This is a genomic window from Franzmannia qiaohouensis, assembly GCF_031451695.1.
GTDB classification, from domain to species: Bacteria; Pseudomonadota; Gammaproteobacteria; order Pseudomonadales; family Halomonadaceae; genus Franzmannia; species Franzmannia qiaohouensis.
Genome location: NZ_JARWAM010000031.1, coordinates 1 through 16001, shown reverse-complemented (window position 1 = coordinate 16001; position 16001 = coordinate 1). Strand labels below are relative to the sequence as shown.

Here is a 16001-nt window from a genome sequence, read left to right as displayed (position 1 = left end):
TATCACGCCAGCGCTATGGAACCTGATGATCAATGCCGCCGGCCAGCAGCTTCAGACCGCCCGAATCGAGCCCTCATGAATGAGGCGGGATTAAGGCTATCAACTTTAACTTGATCTATATCAAAAGCTAAAACCTTGTAGCCTACTTGGCAATAGCGAAGCACAAGTGGTAGTCCAACATAGCCAAGCCCCACAACACCAATGACGGCTTGCTTATTATCAAGTTTATTTATAAGGTCACTTTTCATAACTACCCTTTTGCCGGAAAGGCGAACACCTTATTTTCTGTCAACACGCCACGCGTATCCAGGGCACGTTGATTTGGCCCAACTTCTATGGGATAGTCAACAATTTCCTTATGGTCCACAAGCAAGACAATTACATCTGATTCCATTGCTTTACTCAGCCCGACCAGTTTAGCTCCATTACTTGATAAACTTTCTGGCAGCTCTTCTAAATAAGGCTCTACTGCCCACACTTGGTTTTTAAAAGTCTTTGATAGCTCAAGAGTCACTTCCATTGCAGGACTTTCTCGCAGATCATCTATATTTGCTTTAAAAGCCAGACCTAAACATGCTACTCGAACGTCTTTTTCATATTTACCAGTCGCTGTCAAAACCTCTTCCACCAGCTCTTTGACTTTTCTGATAACCCAACTTGGCTTTTCATCATTTACATATCTAGCTGTTTTAATAAGTCGCGAGCTTTCAGGCGCTTGACTGGCAATAAACCATGGATCTACTGCAATGCAGTGTCCTCCTACCCCAGGCCCCGGCTTCAAGATATTTACACGTGGATGTCTGTTTGCAAGCTTTATTAGCTCCCAAACATCTACACCTAGCTCATCACAAATAATCGACATTTCATTAGCGAAAGCAATATTTACATCTCGAAAACTATTTTCTGTTAATTTGCACATTTCCGCAGTACGTGCATTAGTGACGATGCATTCTCCTTTAACGAAAATACTATAAAATACCGCAGCCATTGTAGAGCAGCGATTAGTAATACCGCCTACAACTCTGTCATTAGATACCAACTCTTGGAGTATATTACCTGGTAAAACTCGCTCTGGACAATGAGCTACTCTGATATCTGAGCCTTCACCAGCGTATTGAGGAAATGATAGATCAGGACGCGTTTCAGCCAACCACTGAGCCATTTTCTCAGTTGCACCAACCGGAGAGGTAGACTCGAGAATTACCAAATTGCCTTTCTGAAGCACATGGGCGATTGATTTGCATGCTGCTTCAATATAAGAGAGATCCGGCACATGATCGTCATTGCCTTCTGCTTTGAAAGGCGTAGGAACCGCTATGAGAAACACATCTGCCTGCTCTGGTTCAGCCGTGGCGCGAAGGAAGCCATCTACAACAGCTGAGTGCACCATACTAGCCAGCTCAGGCTCAACAATGTGAATATTACCCTTATTAATGGTATCAACAACATGCTGGTTGCTATCAACCCCTAACACCTCTATACCACGTGATGCGATAACGGCTGCAGTGGGCAAACCTATATAACCCAAGCCAATTACCGAAATTCTATTAAACTCCATTGGGTATACTCATACTCAGTCTAATTTCCTGTTGTCAAACCTCACCAGCATATCGATTATTCGCCCACACGCGTTTCCATCACCGTAAGGATTATGCGCATAACTCATTTTTTTATAAGCGCTTTCATCGGTTAGTAGAGTGGTAATCTCGCTGACGATCTGCTCTATGTTCGTACCTACTAGCTTAACTGTACCTGCATCTACTGCTTCCGGCCGCTCGGTAGTTTCACGCATCACCAGTACCGGCTTGCCCAGCGAAGGCGCTTCTTCCTGTACACCCCCTGAGTCGGTGAGGATCAGGTAGGCACGATTCATCAGATAGACGAATGGCAGGTAGTCCAGCGGCTCGATCAAGTGCACGTTGTCGATATCCGACAGCAGGCGATTGACCGGCTCGCGCACATTGGGATTGAGGTGCATGGGGTACAACACTTCGGCGTCCGGATGCTGCGTGGCGATATCGTGCAGCGCCTGGCAAATGCGCTCGAAGCCGCCGCCAAAGCTCTCGCGGCGATGGCCAGTCACCAGAATCAGCTTGCGATTCGGGTTAAGGAAGGCAAACTGCTCATCGAACTGCTGCTTGAGCGAGGCATTCTTTTCGAGCTTGCTCACCACTTCCAGCAGCGCATCGATCACCGTATTGCCAGTAACTTGTACCTTAGCCGGCGCCACGCCCTCTTCCAGCAGGTTCTGCTGGGAGCGCTCGGTCGGTGCGAAGTGCAGCTCTGCCAGGGCACCGGTGAGCTTGCGGTTGGCTTCTTCCGGCCAGGGAGAATACAGGTTTCCGGTGCGCAACCCTGCCTCCACGTGGCCAACGGGGATCTGCTGGTAGTAGGCGGCAAGAGTTGCCGAAAACGTTGTGGCGGTATCGCCATGCACCAGCACGATATCCGGCTTCACCTCAGCGAGGACGCTTTTCATGCCCTGCAGAATGGCGGTAGTCACGTCCGTCAGGTCCTGGCCGGGCTTCATGATGTTGAGGTCGTGATCCGTCGCCAGTTCGAAGAGATCCAACACCTGGTCGAGCATCTCGCGGTGCTGCCCGGTCACGCACACTTGAGCGTCAAAGCGCTCGTCGGCATTGAGCGCAAGCGCCAGGGGCGCCATCTTGATGGCTTCGGGTCGAGTGCCAAAGACGCAGAGTGTCTTGATCGTCATATTGGGTATGTCTTCGCTTTGAAAAGTCGTGTGGTGAGTTCCGCGTTCAGAGCAGCTTCATAAGCTTGTCGATGACATCCTGCTGGCTCTGCTCAGCGGTATTGGCGATGGCCTCGGCGGCGCCCGGCACTTCGTAGGGGCTGTGGATGCCGGTAAAGTCCTTGATCTTGCCCTCCCGCGCCTTCTGGTACAGGCCCTTGGGGTCGCGCTACTTATAGACATCTAGCCGGGTGTCTACGTACATCACCGGGTGACGGAATTCGGCGGCGACTTCGCGGATGATATGGATCGACTCCGCCTCGAGCTGCTTGAGGTGAGTCTGGCGTTCGGGTGTGATTTCAGACATCAAATGGACCTTGGATAAATGTACTTGCTGGAAGTGCTAAAGATGAGAAAAAGCGAACGAGACTAATCAGCAAGAAAAAAATGGCGCGGATATTATCGAATACGGAACCACGTCACAAAGTTGGTGCATCGTTCCACACCGCATCTTCGTTATTGTCCCATAGTGCTTCCATACTCGGCTGCTGGGCTTGAGATAGATTTTCCATCAAGCGCTCCCTTAACAAATTTCTGAAAGAAGGAGACAGTTTCGGTTTGGTGTTCTATCTGCTTGAGTTTCGCCAACACGAAGATATATTCCACCATCACTAGCGGTGAAATGATCATTTTTTGCTGAGATAGCGCTTCACGAATCCTTTGATCGGCCAAGGCTTGCTTTTCCATATCTTGATTGATGGAAAAATAGACCAAGACATTAGTGTCAAAAAATATCACGATTTGCCTCGTTGGCAACGGCATCAATATCGATACTCTTATCGACAGTGGGTAGGTGCTTCCTGTTCGCCTTGATGCGCTCAAACTCTTCGAATGAGCTGCTCACCTGTTCCCCAAGAGCAACATCATCTTCTACCAGGATAATGACTTTGGCATGTTTATTGGCCAGCTTTTCGTAGTCTTTTAATTCCAGGTATCTACTGGTGATATCAGTTTCAAATTCTATAGCGTACATAACACCACCTCTATCTATGTCGAATGCAACCAGTCTTTAGATTACCCTATCTGTAACAGGGACTAAAGAAAGTGGTATTAGGCGCGTAGCGCCGCGCTCAGGGCTTGCGTCCAGCGCTCATCACGCTGCCCGCAGACGATGAAGAACGGATTGAGCACGCTCTCCTGCTGGTTGCAGCGCAGCGTCTCGAGGGTCTCGACGTTGAGTACCTCGCCGCCGGCGGCGGTGACCACGGCCTGGGCGGCGGCGGTGTCCCATTCGCTGGTGGGGGCCAGGCGCGGGTAGAGGTCGGCGTTGCCTTCGGCCACCAGGCAGAGCTTGAGCGAGCTGCCCATGGAGACGCACTCATGGGCAGGCAGGCCAGCGCAGAAGGCCTCGAAGGTCTCGGCGCCGTGGCGGCGGCTGCCCACCACCTTCCAGGGGGCGACCTCGGGGTCGGGCAGCTCGCGGACCTGAATATTGGCGTAGATGCCCTGGGCAATCTTGAAGGCCTCGCCACCCACCTGCCCCACCCAGGTGGTCTGCAGCACCGGCGCGTAGACGATGCCGAATACCGGCACGCCGTCTTCGATCAGCGCCACGTTGAGGGTGAATTCGCCGTTCTTGCTGACGAACTCCTTGGTGCCGTCCAGCGGGTCGATCAGCCAGTAGCGCTGCCAGGCCTGGCGGGTGGCGTAGGGGATCTCGGCGGACTCTTCCGAGAGCACCGGCACCTCAGGGGTGAGGTCTTCCAGGAGTGCCACCAGGGCGTGGTGCGAGGCCATGTCGGCTTCGGTCAGCGGGCTCTGGTCGTCCTTGGTCTCGACGCTGAAGTCGCGGGCATAGATGGCCATGACCTCGCGGCCGGCGGCATGCACGCCCTCAATCAGGCGGGCGCGTAGTACGTTCGATACGAAAGCGGTCAAGGAAAGGGCTCCTTAGTATTCGGGCGTCGGGCTCGTTGCGGGCAGCTCGTGGCTAAAACCCCCACACCAGGGGGATCAGCCCCACGGCAGTGGTGCCAACGATCAAGCTGAGCGGTGCGCCGAGGCGCAGGTAGTCGGTAAAGCGATAGCCGCCGGGGCCCAGCACCATCAGGTTGGTCTGGTAGCCCAGCGGGGTCATGAAACTGGCCGAGGCGGCGAACATGATGGCGATCACGAACGGCATGAAGCTGACGCCAAGCTGCTCGGCCACTGCCACGGCGATGGGGAACATCAATACCGCGGCGGCGTTGTTGGTGATCAGCTCGGTGAATACCACCGTCATCACGTAGACCAGCGCCAGCGCGGCCCAAGGGGCGAGGTCGTCGATCAACAGCAGCCACTGGGCGACCTGGGCGGCGGCGCCGGTGGTGGTCATGGCGGCGCCCAGGGCAAAGGAGGCAGCGATGACCACCAGCACCGAGAGGTCGACGTAGCGGCGCGCCTTGCTGGCGGTGATGCAGCGGGTGGCGAGCATGGCGCCGCCGGCCAGCAGCGCGGCCTCGAGGATGCTGAGCAGCCCGGTGGCGCTGGTAATCACCATGCCGGCGAGAATCCCCAGTGCCAGCGGTGCCTTGCGAAAGTCCGGCGGCGTGGAGTCGTTGAGCGCGCTGACCAGCAGGAAGTCCTTGCGGTAGCGGTACTGGTCGACAAAGTCCTGGGTGGTCTCGAGCAGCAGGGTGTCGCCCACCTGTAGCGTAATCGCGCCGAGCTTGCCGGGTATGCGCTTGCCGTGGCGCGAGATCGAGATGATCACCGCCTGGTAGCGTGAGCGGAAGCGCGAGGCCTTGACAGTCTGGTTGAGGCCGCCGAAGTCGGGGCCGATCACCGCTTCCACCAGGCAGCGCTTGTGATGGGCGATGTCGAGCTTGTGCACGTCGCCGCTGGCGGGCTGCAGGCCGTTGACCCGGCGCAGCTCGCGGGCGCACTCCGGGGCGCCGATGAAGATCAGGATATCGCCGGCCAGCAGTTCGGTTTCCGGGGGTACCGCAGTGAGCAGCCGGCCGTGGCGTTCGATATCAGCCAGGTAGCCGTGGGTCAGGCTGCGCAGGCCGGCATCGGCGATGGTCTTGCCCACCAGCGGCCCTTTCTCGGCGACGATTACTTCCACCGCGTATTCACGCGCCTGCTCCAGCTGTTCCAGCGCGCCTTGGCGGTCGGGTAGCAGGCGGTCGGCGAACAGGTAGAGAAAGGTGCCACCCACCAGTACCAGCGGTACGCCAACCCAGGCCAGCGAGAACATCGAGAGGCCAATGCCCTTCTGGCTCTGCAGCAGGCCATCCACCACCAGGTTGGTGCTGGTGCCGATCAGCGTGCAGGTGCCGCCGATGATGGCGGCATAGCTGAGCGGCAGCAGCAGCTTGGAGGGCGGCAGCTTGAGGCGTGCGGCCCACTCCTGAATGGCGGGGATGAACATCGCCACCACGGTGGTGTTGTTCATGAAGGCACTGAGGCCCGCGGTAGGCAGCAAGACCCGCAGCTGGGCCTGGCGCAGGCGGGTGGGTTGGCCAAGCAGCTTATGGGCGATCCATTGAATGGCGCCGGTCTCCTTAAGGCCGGCGGCAAGCACATAGAGCACCGCGATGGTCATCACCCCGGGGTTGGAGAACCCCACCAGGGCCTCGCCGGGGCTGAGAATGCCGCTGACGATGAGAAAGCCCATGGCACCCATCAGGATGATGTCAGGGGCGATGCGCGTAAACGCCAGGGTACCGAGTACCGCTACTACGGTGACGAGGGTGATGACTGCAGAAATTTCCATTTATTGAGACGCCATGCGGTCTGTCATGTCCTGATGGTGGCAAGCGGTGGTGCACATTGGGCAGCGCTGCGCGCTGCATCGCGAATGAATTCGCTCCTACACGGGGACGACGCCAAGGCCAATGTGGGAGTGACTTCAGTCACGATGGGGTTGGGTTGGCCCGGCAGCGCTGCATCCCGGCTGAAGCCGCCACTCCCACCTCCATGCGGGCACGCTACCGCCCGGGGATTGTGAACGGACGCTTTCCCGGGCCCTTTTATCGGCAGTGTGCCGGCAGAGCGAAAAGACGCCATAGCAGGATTGCCTCCCCTCCCTGAGAGAGTCCTGCCCTACTGACCCATGCCCTCGTCACGAGGTTCATGACTCACTATGCGCCTTCCGTTGCCACTGGCCTATTTATGTTGGTGGCCATCACATCGCATAGGCGGTACTGCGCGATGCGAGACGCCACTATTCTAGGGAGTGGCGCAAATCTGCTCCAGCCACCCCCCGTAGCGTTTTGTTGAACGCCTAACTTTAGTTGTGCCCGCAAGGATACAGGCTGCATGAAGTGAGGCAAAGCCACGCCTATCAATAACTTATACATACACCGAAGGATACAGCTCCTGTACAAGGAGCATGGGGCCAAGTGCCTGGATATAAGCGCAACTGCAGGGCTCCATGCGCGTAGCAGCACGCCTCAGAACGGCTAAAGTATGGCGCTTCGCAGCCGATACTTCACGCACACAGCGATATAACAACACCGTAGACTCAGAGAGCCTCATGCAGCCATCCATTCGTACTTTCCGCCGCACCCTGCTCGCCGCCGCCTGTGCCGCCAGCGCCCTCACCGCTCATGCCGGCGTGCTGACCGAATTTACCTTGACGGCAGACAACGCCGCGATCGGCGAGGTGGGGTTCGAGCAAGCGTCGTTGACGGACTTTCGATTCAGCAACGAAGGCTTCAGCGCTGGCTCGGTCATCTATCGCTATGTGTCGCAGGGCTTCACGCCCGATACCGCTGGCGAGTATACCTTCGGCCAGACCTTTGCCCCGTTTGATAGCGCGATGATCGTCTACCTTGGCAGCTTTGACCCCGAGGCACCCGGTGACAACCTGCTGGCATTCAATGACGACAGCACCCTGCCACCCAGCAACGACTGCAATCGGCCTGGTAATACCTCTACGGTCCGCTGCCCGGCCGTTCAGGAAAGTCTCGACCGTGGCCAGCAGTACACGGTGGTCATCCTCTCCTACACCCCGAACGATAACGACTTGGTCGACTTCCCGCTGTCATTCTTCGTGCTTGGTCCGGGTGGCGTGTTGCTGGAGGGCGACGAGGCTGAAGAAATAATCGAAACACTGTTCGAAGTGCCGGTAGCGGGCAGCCGCAACCAGCCCAGCGGTGCCTACCTGGATCGGGTGGTGAGCGAGCTGCGCCTGAGCAACCCCGATAGCCCGCTGCTCAATGCCTTGGCGGCGCAGGCCGGCCTCAACGATGCTGAGCGCGCCCGCTTCGTGCAGAGCATGAGCTCCAACGTGTCGCGCAGCGGGACACGAGATGCCAACGTCAGCGCCAGCCGCAGCATGCTCAACACCCTGGGCAAGCGTTTTGCCAGCACCGGCATGGGTGGCCAGATGGGGTCCAATCTCAACCTCACTAGCACCCTGGCCGGCAGCACCGCACAGCAGCAGCTGGACGGCTGGCAGGCCATGGGCGGGCGTGGCGTGGATGCCAGCATCCTGCGCTACGGCGACCACGAGTCCGTGGATGGCTTGCTGGGCATGGCCTCGCAGCTCTCCCATCAGGGGGCGAGCACGCCCGGCCAGTTCAGCAGCTGGGCCGAAGGCTACGTAAGCAAGGGCAGCGGCGACGGCTACGACTTCCGCAGCTACGGCGCGCTGCTGGGCATGGACCGCTGGCTGAGCGAGGCCTGGCTCGCCGGGCTGTTCATGGGCGTGGGCCAGGGGCGCGTACAGGGCGACGATGCCGCCAATGCGCGCACCGAGATCGACAGCGTGAGCGTTGGCGCGTACACCGCCTGGCGGCGCGATGCGGTAATCCTTGACGCTACCTTGATGGCCGGCTTCGGCGACAACGAGCACCGCCGGGAGATTGCCGGGGTCACCGCCGAGGTCGTCGAAGGCAGTAACCGCAGCGAGGACGTGACATTGGCGCTGGGCGCCAGCTATGTGATCGATCTCGATAACGACTGGGAGCTGGTGCCCAATGCGCGGCTGATGCACAGCTGGCTGCACCAGACCGCCTATACCGAAAACGGCGACTCGGCGCTGAGTATGGAATACGGCTCGCAGCGCCAGAACGTGTGGCGTACCAGCCTCGGCGTGGATGCCGGCCATGTGATGCGTCGCACCGATGACACCAGGATCCACCTTACCGGCGGCCTGGCCTGGGGCATGCGCGCCCAGTCTGGCGGTGCCACCCAGGCCTCGCTCAGTGCCGACACCGGCGGCGGCAGCTTCGTGATCACCCCGGACAACCGCAGCGTACACAGCGCCGACGTGACCACCGGCCTGAGCTGGGAGCGCGAACTGCAGGGCCACAGCAGCGTAGCCATCAGCGGCCAGTACGAAGGCTCCTTCTCCGGCCGCGAAACCGAACACGGTGCGCGCCTGGCGGCGGCCTATCGCTGGTAACCGAACCGGCAGCGCTGCGCGCTGCAATCGCGAATGAATTCGCTCCTACACGGGGTGGCGCCAAGGCCAATGTGGGAGAGACGTCAGTCTCGATGGGTTTGATCCACCCCGGCAGCGCTACGCGCTGCATCGCGAATGAATTCGCTCCTACGCTGGGGGTGGCGCCAAGGCCAATGTGGGAGCGGAATCAGCCGCGATGCAGTGGCTTGAGGATGCCCATTTCCTTGAGGGTGTCGATCTCTTCATGAATCTCGTCGCAGAAGGCGTCGGCGACCTTGCTTAGCGGGCGGCTCTTGGACTTGAGCAGCGCGATCTCCCACTCGATGGCGGGGTCGAGTGGCTTGGATACGACCGATGTGCCGTGCAGCAACAGCTCGGCGATGGGGTCGACGACGGCAATGCCCACGTCGCGGTCGACCAGCGCGCAGACCCCTCGCATGTGCCTGAGCTCAGCGGCGATATGCCGTTTGATGTCGATGGCTTGCATGATGTAGTCGACCCTGGCGCGCAGCGGACTGTCGGCCATCAGCTCGACGAAGGTCTGGTTCTGCAAGTTGACGATGGGCACCACCGGGTCCCCCGCCAGCTCGTGACTGCGATGCATGATGCAGCGTGCGCTGCAGCGCGCCAGACTGGTGACGCTGGCGCCGTAGGTATCGGCCTCGAGGGTGATGCCAAGCGCCACGTCGCAGGTATTGTTGTCGATCATCTTGAGCAGTTCCTGCAGCCCGGCATCGACCACCCGCACCCCGACCTTGGGGTGGCGCTCCTTGAAGCGTTTGATCACGTCGAGCAGGAAGGTGTCGCAGAAGATCGGCTGGGCTGCGACCACCACGCTGCCCAGCTGGTTGTTGGAGATCGCTTCGGCATCCTTCTGGGTATCGCGGATGCTGGCCATCAGCCTCAGCACCGAGGCGTGGTAGAGAAATGCCTCTTCAGTGGGCGCCAGCTGGTTCCTGCTGCGCTTGAACAGCGCAAAGCCCAACTCCTCCTCCAGGCCGCTCAACAGGCGGCTGACCATCGACTGGCTGATCGCCAGCGCCTCGGCCGCGGCCTTGGTGGTGCCGTGCTTCATGAAGGCATCGAAGGCTTCGATCTCCTTGAGTTTCATAAGCTCTCCTGGCGCTTGATGGCTGGGAAGCGGCATGCAGTATTGCGCCACCAGTAGAAGCAATATGCATAGCAAGGCATTTTTTTGCAATGTATTTCATACCTGCCTATGCTGAAACGGCTCGATACCTCGCTCCCCAGATGAGCGTCTGCCACAACAACATGAAGGAGACGAACATGAAACGTGCCTTGAGCCTGGCTGCCGCCACCCTGATGGTGACCTGCGCCGCCAATGCCCAGAGCTACCCGTCGGAGTCGGTCACCCTGGTGGTGCCCTATGGCCCGGGCGGTGCCTCCGACCTCGCCGGCCGTGCGCTGGCCGAGTCGGCCCGCGAATTCCTCGGTGAGCCCATCACGGTGGTCAACCAGGCCGGTTCGGGCGGCATGACCGGTGCCCGCGACGTCTCGCGCTCCGACCCCGACGGCTATACCCTGCTGCTGGCCCGCGTCGGCATGGCGCTGTCTCCCGCGGTCAACGCCAACAGCAGCGTCGACTGGGACGAGTACACCTTCCTCAGCCCGCTTGAAGCTACGCCAATGATCCTCGCCGTTGCCGAGGACTCGCCCTACGAAAGCGTCGAGGAGCTGCTCGAGGGTATCGAAGGCAACCCTGGGGCCATGACCTACGCGGCTTCCGGCGCTACCGCCATCGATGGCTTCACCGTGCAGACGCTGCTCTCCGACGCCGGCATGGATCCGCTCTCCGCGGCAACGCTGGTGCCCTACCGCGGCGGCGGCGAGCTGGCTACGGCCCTGCTCGGCGGCCACGTGGACTTCCTGGCGATTGCCGCCGGCTCATTGATGCCGCACATCGAGAGCGGCGACATGCGCCCGCTGATGGTCTATGCCCCGGAACGCATGGATACCCTGCCGGACGTGCCCACCGCCGAGGAGCTTGAGTACGAGCTGGCCGGCCAGGTGATCGGCTGGAGTGCGCTGTACGGCCCGCCCGATCTGCCGGAAGAGGTGGTCAACACCTGGGACGAGGTGCTCGAGCAGGTCGCCGAGAGCGATAGCTGGCTGAGCCGCGCCGACGACCGTGGTTCGATCTCGACCATCGGCAGCGTCGACATGGCGACCTATGCCCAGGAGCAGTACGAGTTCTATCGCGGCCTCGCGGAAGAGTTCGGCTACCTGGAGTAACTCGGCGACGCTCTGGCGTCCGCCGGCTGACTGAACCATGACAGGCATCGGGAGGGGCATATGGGTATTGCACGCGGCGTGATCATAACGGCGCTGTTCGGGTTCGTGCTGTTGGTATTGATCCCCATCTATGTGCCCCGCCCCAGCTTCATTCCCGGGTTCGCTCCGCCGCCCGACATGTGGCCGCGGACGGTCTCGATCATCGGCATGGTACTGGGGCTGTTGCTGCTGGGACTGTCGTTCTCGAAGAAGACCCAGGCCATCGCCGACCCGGAGGACGCCGGCTCGATCCGCGGCGACACGCCGCTGCCCACCCTGCTGCTACGTTTCGGCTGGTCGGTACTGGCGTTCGCGCTGTTCGTCGCCGCGGTCTCGCTGCTCGGTTTCCTGCTGGCCAGCATCCTGCTGCTGGTCGCCATGCTGGTGCTCACCGGTTACTGGCGAAACAGGTGGGTCGCGCTGATCGTTGCCGTTGCCCTGCCGCTACTCCTCTACCTGTTCTTTTCCAGCGCGCTCAATACGCGCTTTCCCACCGGCAGCCTGTTAAGGGCTCTGGGCGTATAACGCACCGCGTATTACAGGATCGACACCATGCTCAATGATCTGTTGATTGCCTTTCAGGCGGTCGCAACGTTCGAGAATTTCCTGATCATGGCCGCGGGCATCTGGGGCGGCGTGATCATCGGCGCCATCCCTGGCATGACCGGCACCATGGCGGTGACCCTGGCGCTGCCGTTCACTTTCTATATGCAGCCGATCCCCAGCATTTTGCTGCTTGTCGCCCTCTACAAGGGCTCGACCTATGGCGGCTCGGTCTCGGCGATCCTGATCAAGACGCCGGGCACCGCCTCGGCGGCCTGCACCACCCTGGATGGTTACCCGCTGGCGCGCCAGGGCAAGGCCGGCAAGGCGCTGAACATGGCGCTCTACTCGTCGTGTACCGGCGACTTCATCTCCAATATCTCGCTGATCTTCATCGCCGCGCCGCTGGCCCTGCTGGCACTGCGCATCGGCCCGCCGGAGTACTTCATGCTGATGGTGTTCGCGCTGACCACCGTGGCCGGGGTCTCGGGGCGCTCGCTGCTGCTGGGGCTGGTCTCGGCGTGCCTGGGGCTGCTGCTGGCCACCGTCGGCGAGGACATGTACGGCTCGTTCCGCTTCGATCTTACCGTCGACATGCAGGGCGGCCTGGCGGTGGCGCCGGTGCTGATTGGCCTGTTCGCCATCCCCGAGCTGCTCAAGATCGTGGTGTTCCGCAATACCGAGGCACAAAAGCCGATGCAGCTGGGCGACAACAAGGTGACCCGCGCCGAGCTGCGCCGCTCGCTCAAGTCGATGCTCAAGGGCAGCATGATCGGCGTGGTGATGGGGGCGATTCCGGGTATCGGCCCTTCGGCGGCGGCGTTTTCGTCCTACGGCGAGGCCCAGCGCAGCTCGAAGCACCGCGAGAATTTCGGCAAGGGCGAGGTCGAGGGCATCGCCGCCTCGGAGTCGGCCAACAACGGCTGCTGCGGCTCGACGATGATCCCGCTGCTGGCGCTGGGCGTGCCCGGCGACGTGATTACCGGGGTGATGCTCGGCGCCTTCATGATTCACGGCATGACCCCGGGCCCGATGCTGTTCGAGAACAACCTTCACGAGGTCTACATGCTGTTCATCGGCATGCTGTTCTCGTCGATCCTGCTGTTCGGCGCCGGCAAGGCGACCATGCGCTTCTTCTCGCATATCTCGCGCATTCCGCCGGGGCTGATGGCGCCCATCGTGCTGATCCTGTGCCTGTTCGGCATCTTCTCGATCTCCAACAGCATGTATGACGTGATCGTGCTGTTGGCCATGGGCGTATTCGGTTTCTTCATGTTCCTGTTCGCGATACCCGCGGCACCCTTCCTGATCGCCTTCATCCTGGGGCCGATGCTGGAGGAGAACCTGCGCCGCGCCCTCGCCATCTCCCGCGGTGACCCGAGCATTCTGGTGTCATCGCCCATCACCTGGCTGTTCGCCTCGCTGGCCGTGTTCGTCATCGTGATCACGATTCGCCAGCAGCTCAAGAAAGCCAAGGCCTGATCTCCCCACTCTTTGCCAAGGACTCGACACCATGCATGCCAGTGCCCAGCCCCATCCGCGACTCGATGCCGCCATTTCGCACCTCGCAGACCTGATCGGCTTCGATACCACCAGCGCCTACTCCAACCTGGCGATCATCGCGCATCTGCGGACATTCTTCGCCGAGCTGGGGGCCGAGGTCACGGTACTGCCGGATGCCAGCGGCGAGAAGGCCAACCTGGTGGCGCGGCTGGGCCCCGCCGACGTGCCGGGTATCGTGCTTTCGGGGCATACCGATGTGGTGCCGGCCAACGCCAAGAGTTGGCAGAGCGATCCGTTCTGCATGGAGCAGCGCGGCAGCCGCCTCTACGGCCGCGGCACCTGCGACATGAAGGGCTTCGCGGCCTGTGTGATGGCGGCAGCGCCGGCCTTTGCAGAGGCTGAGCTGAAGCGCCCCCTCTACTTCTGTTTCTCGCACGACGAAGAGGTGGGCTGCCTGGGCGCCCCGGCGATTGCCCGGCACCTGGCCGAACTCGAGGTGCCCCCGGCGCTGGCCATCATCGGCGAGCCCAGCGAAATGCAGCTGATCAACGGCCAGAAAGGCAAGATCGCCATGCAGGTCACGGTGCACGGTGAAGGCGGCCACTCCTCCTTTGCCCCGCAGCACGTCAACGCCGTGGAGTATGCCGCGCGCATCATCGCCATGATCGGCGAGCGATCGCGACGATATGAGCGAGAGGGCCCTTTCGACCATGACTTCAGTGTGCCCCATGCCACAGCCCTGGCCACCATCGTCGAGGGCGGCGTGGCCACCAACGTTACCCCCGATTCCTGCCGTTTCATCTTCGAGCTGCGCAGCATCGACCAGGAAGCCGCCAGCGGCGACATGCAGGCGCTCATCAATGAGGTGGAGGCCGCCCTGCTGCCCGAGATGCGCGCCCTCGCCCCCGCTGCCAGCATCGAATGGCAGGAGATCTTCTCGTACCCCGCCATGGGCGACGCCACCGCCAGCGCGATGTTCAAGCAACTCGAGTCGATCCTGCCGCCGCGCGGCGGCAAGGTCTCCTACGGCTCCGAGGGCGGCGTGTTCGAAATCGACGGCGGCATCCCCTCGATCATCATCGGCCCGGGCTCGATTCGCCAGGCCCACAAGCCCGATGAGTTCATCGAGATCGACCAGCTCGGCCAGTGCCTGGCGTTCTTCGATGAACTCGATGACTGGATGAGGCGCTGACATGACAGATCGGATGATGATCGATGCCGAGCGGCTCTGGCGCCATCTCGATGAGCTGGCGCAGATCACCGACCCGGCAGCGCCCTGGACACGCCGCGCCTTTACCGAGCGCTATCTGCAGGGCCGCGTCTGGCTGCGCGAGCGCATGCACGAAGCCGGGATGAGCACCCGCCTCGACGAGGCCGGCAACCTGATCGGCACCCTGCCCGGCAGCGAGCCGTCGCTGGCGCCGCTGGCCACCGGCAGCCATATCGATACGGTGCCCCGCGGTGGCCGCTACGACGGCATTCTCGGCGTGCTGGCGGGCCTCGAGGCGGTGCGCAGCCTGCAGGACGCGGGGGTACGCCTGCGTCGCAGCATCGAGGTGATCGACTTCCTCTCCGAGGAGCCCAGCGAGTACGGCGTCTCCTGTATTGGCAGCCGTGGCATGGTCGGCAAGCTCAGCCCGGCGATGCTCGACTTCCAGGAGCCCGGCGGCGAGCGGTTGTTCGATGCCATCCGCCGCATGGGCGGCGTGCCCGAGGCGCTGGGCGAGCCTCTGCGCCAGCCTGGCGCCCTCACTGCCTTCGTCGAGCTGCATATCGAGCAGGGCCGGGTGCTGGAGTCCCGCCAGCTGCCGATTGGCGTGGTCAGCGATATCGTCGGCATTCACCGCTACGATATCGTCGTCACCGGCCAGGCCGACCATGCCGGCACCACGCCGATGGACCTGCGCCGCGACGCCCTGGCCGAGGCCGGCGGCTTGATCAAGCATATACAGCAGGAGGCTAACCGCCAGGCCCAGGGCGACGCCTACCTGGTCGCCACCGTGGGCCGCCTGGCGGTGTCGCCCAACGCCAGCAACGCCATCCCCGAACGTGTCGAGATGGTGCTGGAGGTGCGTAGCAACGACGCCGCCCTGCTCGAGGGGTTCTTCCCGCCCCTGCTTGAAGAGACCCGGCGCCAGCTCGCCGGCAGCGGCGTCGATATCGACGCCACCCCGCTAAGCGAAGGCCTGCCCACCCAGTGCTCGCCCGACGTGCAGGCACAGATTGCCGCCGCCGCCGACTCGCTGGGCCTCGAGCATATGGCCATGCCCAGCGGCGCCGGGCATGACGCCGTCTACATGGCCATGCTCGCGCCCACGGGTATGCTGTTCGTCCCCTGCCGCGACGGCCGCAGCCACTGCCCGCAAGAATCCATCACCCGCCAACAAGCGGCCGACGGCTGCCAGGTGCTGGCAGAAACGCTGCGACGCCTGGACCAGCTCTGAGTGCCGCAGCCAGCAGCGCTGCGCGCTGCATCGCGAATTAATTCGCTTATATGGACCCGTCCCGTTGTGCAAGCCCGATTCGCCATGGCCGGGGTGAGACTGCACGCTTATATCCGGCCTGTTAGTGGCA

Annotated in this window: 15 protein-coding genes and 1 pseudogene; 6 read left to right on the top strand and 10 right to left on the bottom strand. The window is 61.2% G+C overall.

Going from position 1 to position 16001, the window contains the following annotated elements; all coding sequences use genetic code 11:
- Nucleotides 1-29: 29 nt before the first annotated feature.
- The 9 genes and pseudogenes from QC821_RS21270 to QC821_RS21230 all read right to left on the bottom strand — a co-directional run bounded on the left by QC821_RS21270 (nucleotide 30) and on the right by QC821_RS21230 (nucleotide 6452).
- Entirely contained in the window at nucleotides 30-248 is a 219-nt protein-coding gene (locus tag QC821_RS21270) for an NAD(P)-binding domain-containing protein (protein ID WP_309725468.1), read from the bottom strand.
- 2 nt (nucleotides 249-250) lie between these two features.
- Nucleotides 251-1558 (bottom strand): UDP-N-acetyl-D-mannosamine dehydrogenase, encoded by a 1308-nt coding sequence (gene wecC / locus QC821_RS21265; protein ID WP_309725466.1) that lies wholly within the window; start codon nucleotides 1556-1558, stop codon nucleotides 251-253.
- A 15-nt stretch (nucleotides 1559-1573) separates the two neighbouring features.
- On the bottom strand, nucleotides 1574-2710 hold the full coding sequence (gene wecB, locus QC821_RS21260; protein ID WP_422720140.1) for a non-hydrolyzing UDP-N-acetylglucosamine 2-epimerase: 1137 nt from the start codon (nucleotides 2708-2710) through the stop codon (nucleotides 1574-1576).
- 52 nt (nucleotides 2711-2762) lie between these two features.
- The gene (locus QC821_RS21255; protein ID WP_422720139.1) at nucleotides 2763-2882 is read right to left on the bottom strand and encodes a hypothetical protein; all 120 of its coding nucleotides are present in this window, start codon (nucleotides 2880-2882) and stop codon (nucleotides 2763-2765) included.
- Between the two features lie 75 nt (nucleotides 2883-2957).
- Nucleotides 2958-3053, bottom strand: a pseudogene (locus QC821_RS21250) (sulfate adenylyltransferase subunit CysD); the annotation flags it as partial.
- Between the two features lie 158 nt (nucleotides 3054-3211).
- Nucleotides 3212-3493: a type II toxin-antitoxin system VapC family toxin gene (locus QC821_RS21245; RefSeq protein ID WP_309725462.1), complete on the bottom strand. Its 282-nt coding sequence runs from the start codon at nucleotides 3491-3493 to the stop codon at nucleotides 3212-3214.
- Nucleotides 3480-3728: a hypothetical protein gene (locus tag QC821_RS21240; RefSeq protein WP_309725460.1), complete on the bottom strand. Its 249-nt coding sequence runs from the start codon at nucleotides 3726-3728 to the stop codon at nucleotides 3480-3482. Before QC821_RS21240 ends, QC821_RS21245 begins: the two co-directional genes overlap by 14 nt.
- Nucleotides 3729-3805: 77 nt before the next feature.
- Nucleotides 3806-4633 carry a 3'(2'),5'-bisphosphate nucleotidase CysQ gene (gene cysQ / locus QC821_RS21235; RefSeq protein ID WP_309725458.1) on the bottom strand — a complete coding sequence of 276 codons (828 nt, stop codon included), beginning with the start codon at nucleotides 4631-4633 and terminating at the stop codon, nucleotides 3806-3808.
- 52 nt (nucleotides 4634-4685) lie between these two features.
- Entirely contained in the window at nucleotides 4686-6452 is a 1767-nt protein-coding gene (locus QC821_RS21230) for an SLC13 family permease (RefSeq protein WP_309725456.1), read from the bottom strand.
- Between the two features lie 762 nt (nucleotides 6453-7214).
- Between QC821_RS21230 and QC821_RS21225 the strand changes: the two genes are divergently transcribed.
- The gene (locus tag QC821_RS21225) at nucleotides 7215-9089 is read left to right on the top strand and encodes an autotransporter outer membrane beta-barrel domain-containing protein (RefSeq protein ID WP_309725454.1); all 1875 of its coding nucleotides are present in this window, start codon (nucleotides 7215-7217) and stop codon (nucleotides 9087-9089) included.
- A 187-nt stretch (nucleotides 9090-9276) separates the two neighbouring features.
- On the opposite strand, the gene QC821_RS21220 is transcribed toward QC821_RS21225, so the two are convergent.
- A complete protein-coding gene (locus tag QC821_RS21220) occupies nucleotides 9277-10200 on the bottom strand; it encodes a LysR family transcriptional regulator (RefSeq protein WP_309725452.1) in 924 nt (307 codons plus the stop codon).
- Between the two features lie 176 nt (nucleotides 10201-10376).
- On the opposite strand from QC821_RS21220, the gene QC821_RS21215 reads away from it, so the two are divergent.
- The 5 genes from QC821_RS21215 to QC821_RS21195 are packed head-to-tail and all read left to right on the top strand — an operon-like array spanning nucleotide 10377 to nucleotide 15871.
- Nucleotides 10377-11342: a Bug family tripartite tricarboxylate transporter substrate binding protein gene (locus QC821_RS21215; protein ID WP_309725450.1), complete on the top strand. Its 966-nt coding sequence runs from the start codon at nucleotides 10377-10379 to the stop codon at nucleotides 11340-11342.
- A gap of 60 nt (nucleotides 11343-11402) precedes the next feature.
- Nucleotides 11403-11906 carry a tripartite tricarboxylate transporter TctB family protein gene (locus QC821_RS21210; protein WP_309725448.1) on the top strand — a complete coding sequence of 168 codons (504 nt, stop codon included), beginning with the start codon at nucleotides 11403-11405 and terminating at the stop codon, nucleotides 11904-11906.
- Between the two features lie 27 nt (nucleotides 11907-11933).
- Nucleotides 11934-13406: a tripartite tricarboxylate transporter permease gene (locus QC821_RS21205; RefSeq protein WP_095619481.1), complete on the top strand. Its 1473-nt coding sequence runs from the start codon at nucleotides 11934-11936 to the stop codon at nucleotides 13404-13406.
- 31 nt (nucleotides 13407-13437) lie between these two features.
- Entirely contained in the window at nucleotides 13438-14619 is a 1182-nt protein-coding gene (argE, locus tag QC821_RS21200; protein WP_309725442.1) for an acetylornithine deacetylase, read from the top strand.
- 1 nt (nucleotide 14620) lies between these two features.
- On the top strand, nucleotides 14621-15871 hold the full coding sequence (locus tag QC821_RS21195; RefSeq protein ID WP_309725440.1) for a Zn-dependent hydrolase: 1251 nt from the start codon (nucleotides 14621-14623) through the stop codon (nucleotides 15869-15871).
- Nucleotides 15872-16001 lie beyond the last annotated feature (130 nt).

Bases quoted from the DNA above. Each gene is read 5' to 3' on its own strand.
- QC821_RS21230 (WP_309725456.1), bottom strand. From the start codon at position 6,452: ATGGAAATTTCTGCAGTCATCACCCTCGTCACCGTAGTAGCGGTACTC.
- QC821_RS21220 (WP_309725452.1), bottom strand. From the start codon at position 10,200: ATGAAACTCAAGGAGATCGAAGCCTTCGATGCCTTCATGAAGCACGGC.
- wecC (WP_309725466.1), bottom strand. From the start codon at position 1,558: ATGGAGTTTAATAGAATTTCGGTAATTGGCTTGGGTTATATAGGTTTG.
- QC821_RS21215 (WP_309725450.1), top strand. From the start codon at position 10,377: ATGAAACGTGCCTTGAGCCTGGCTGCCGCCACCCTGATGGTGACCTGC.
- QC821_RS21270 (WP_309725468.1), bottom strand. From the start codon at position 248: ATGAAAAGTGACCTTATAAATAAACTTGATAATAAGCAAGCCGTCATT.
- QC821_RS21240 (WP_309725460.1), bottom strand. From the start codon at position 3,728: ATGTACGCTATAGAATTTGAAACTGATATCACCAGTAGATACCTGGAA.
- QC821_RS21205 (WP_095619481.1), top strand. From the start codon at position 11,934: ATGCTCAATGATCTGTTGATTGCCTTTCAGGCGGTCGCAACGTTCGAG.
- QC821_RS21195 (WP_309725440.1), top strand. From the start codon at position 14,621: ATGACAGATCGGATGATGATCGATGCCGAGCGGCTCTGGCGCCATCTC.
- QC821_RS21225 (WP_309725454.1), top strand. From the start codon at position 7,215: ATGCAGCCATCCATTCGTACTTTCCGCCGCACCCTGCTCGCCGCCGCC.
- argE (WP_309725442.1), top strand. From the start codon at position 13,438: ATGCATGCCAGTGCCCAGCCCCATCCGCGACTCGATGCCGCCATTTCG.
- QC821_RS21210 (WP_309725448.1), top strand. From the start codon at position 11,403: ATGGGTATTGCACGCGGCGTGATCATAACGGCGCTGTTCGGGTTCGTG.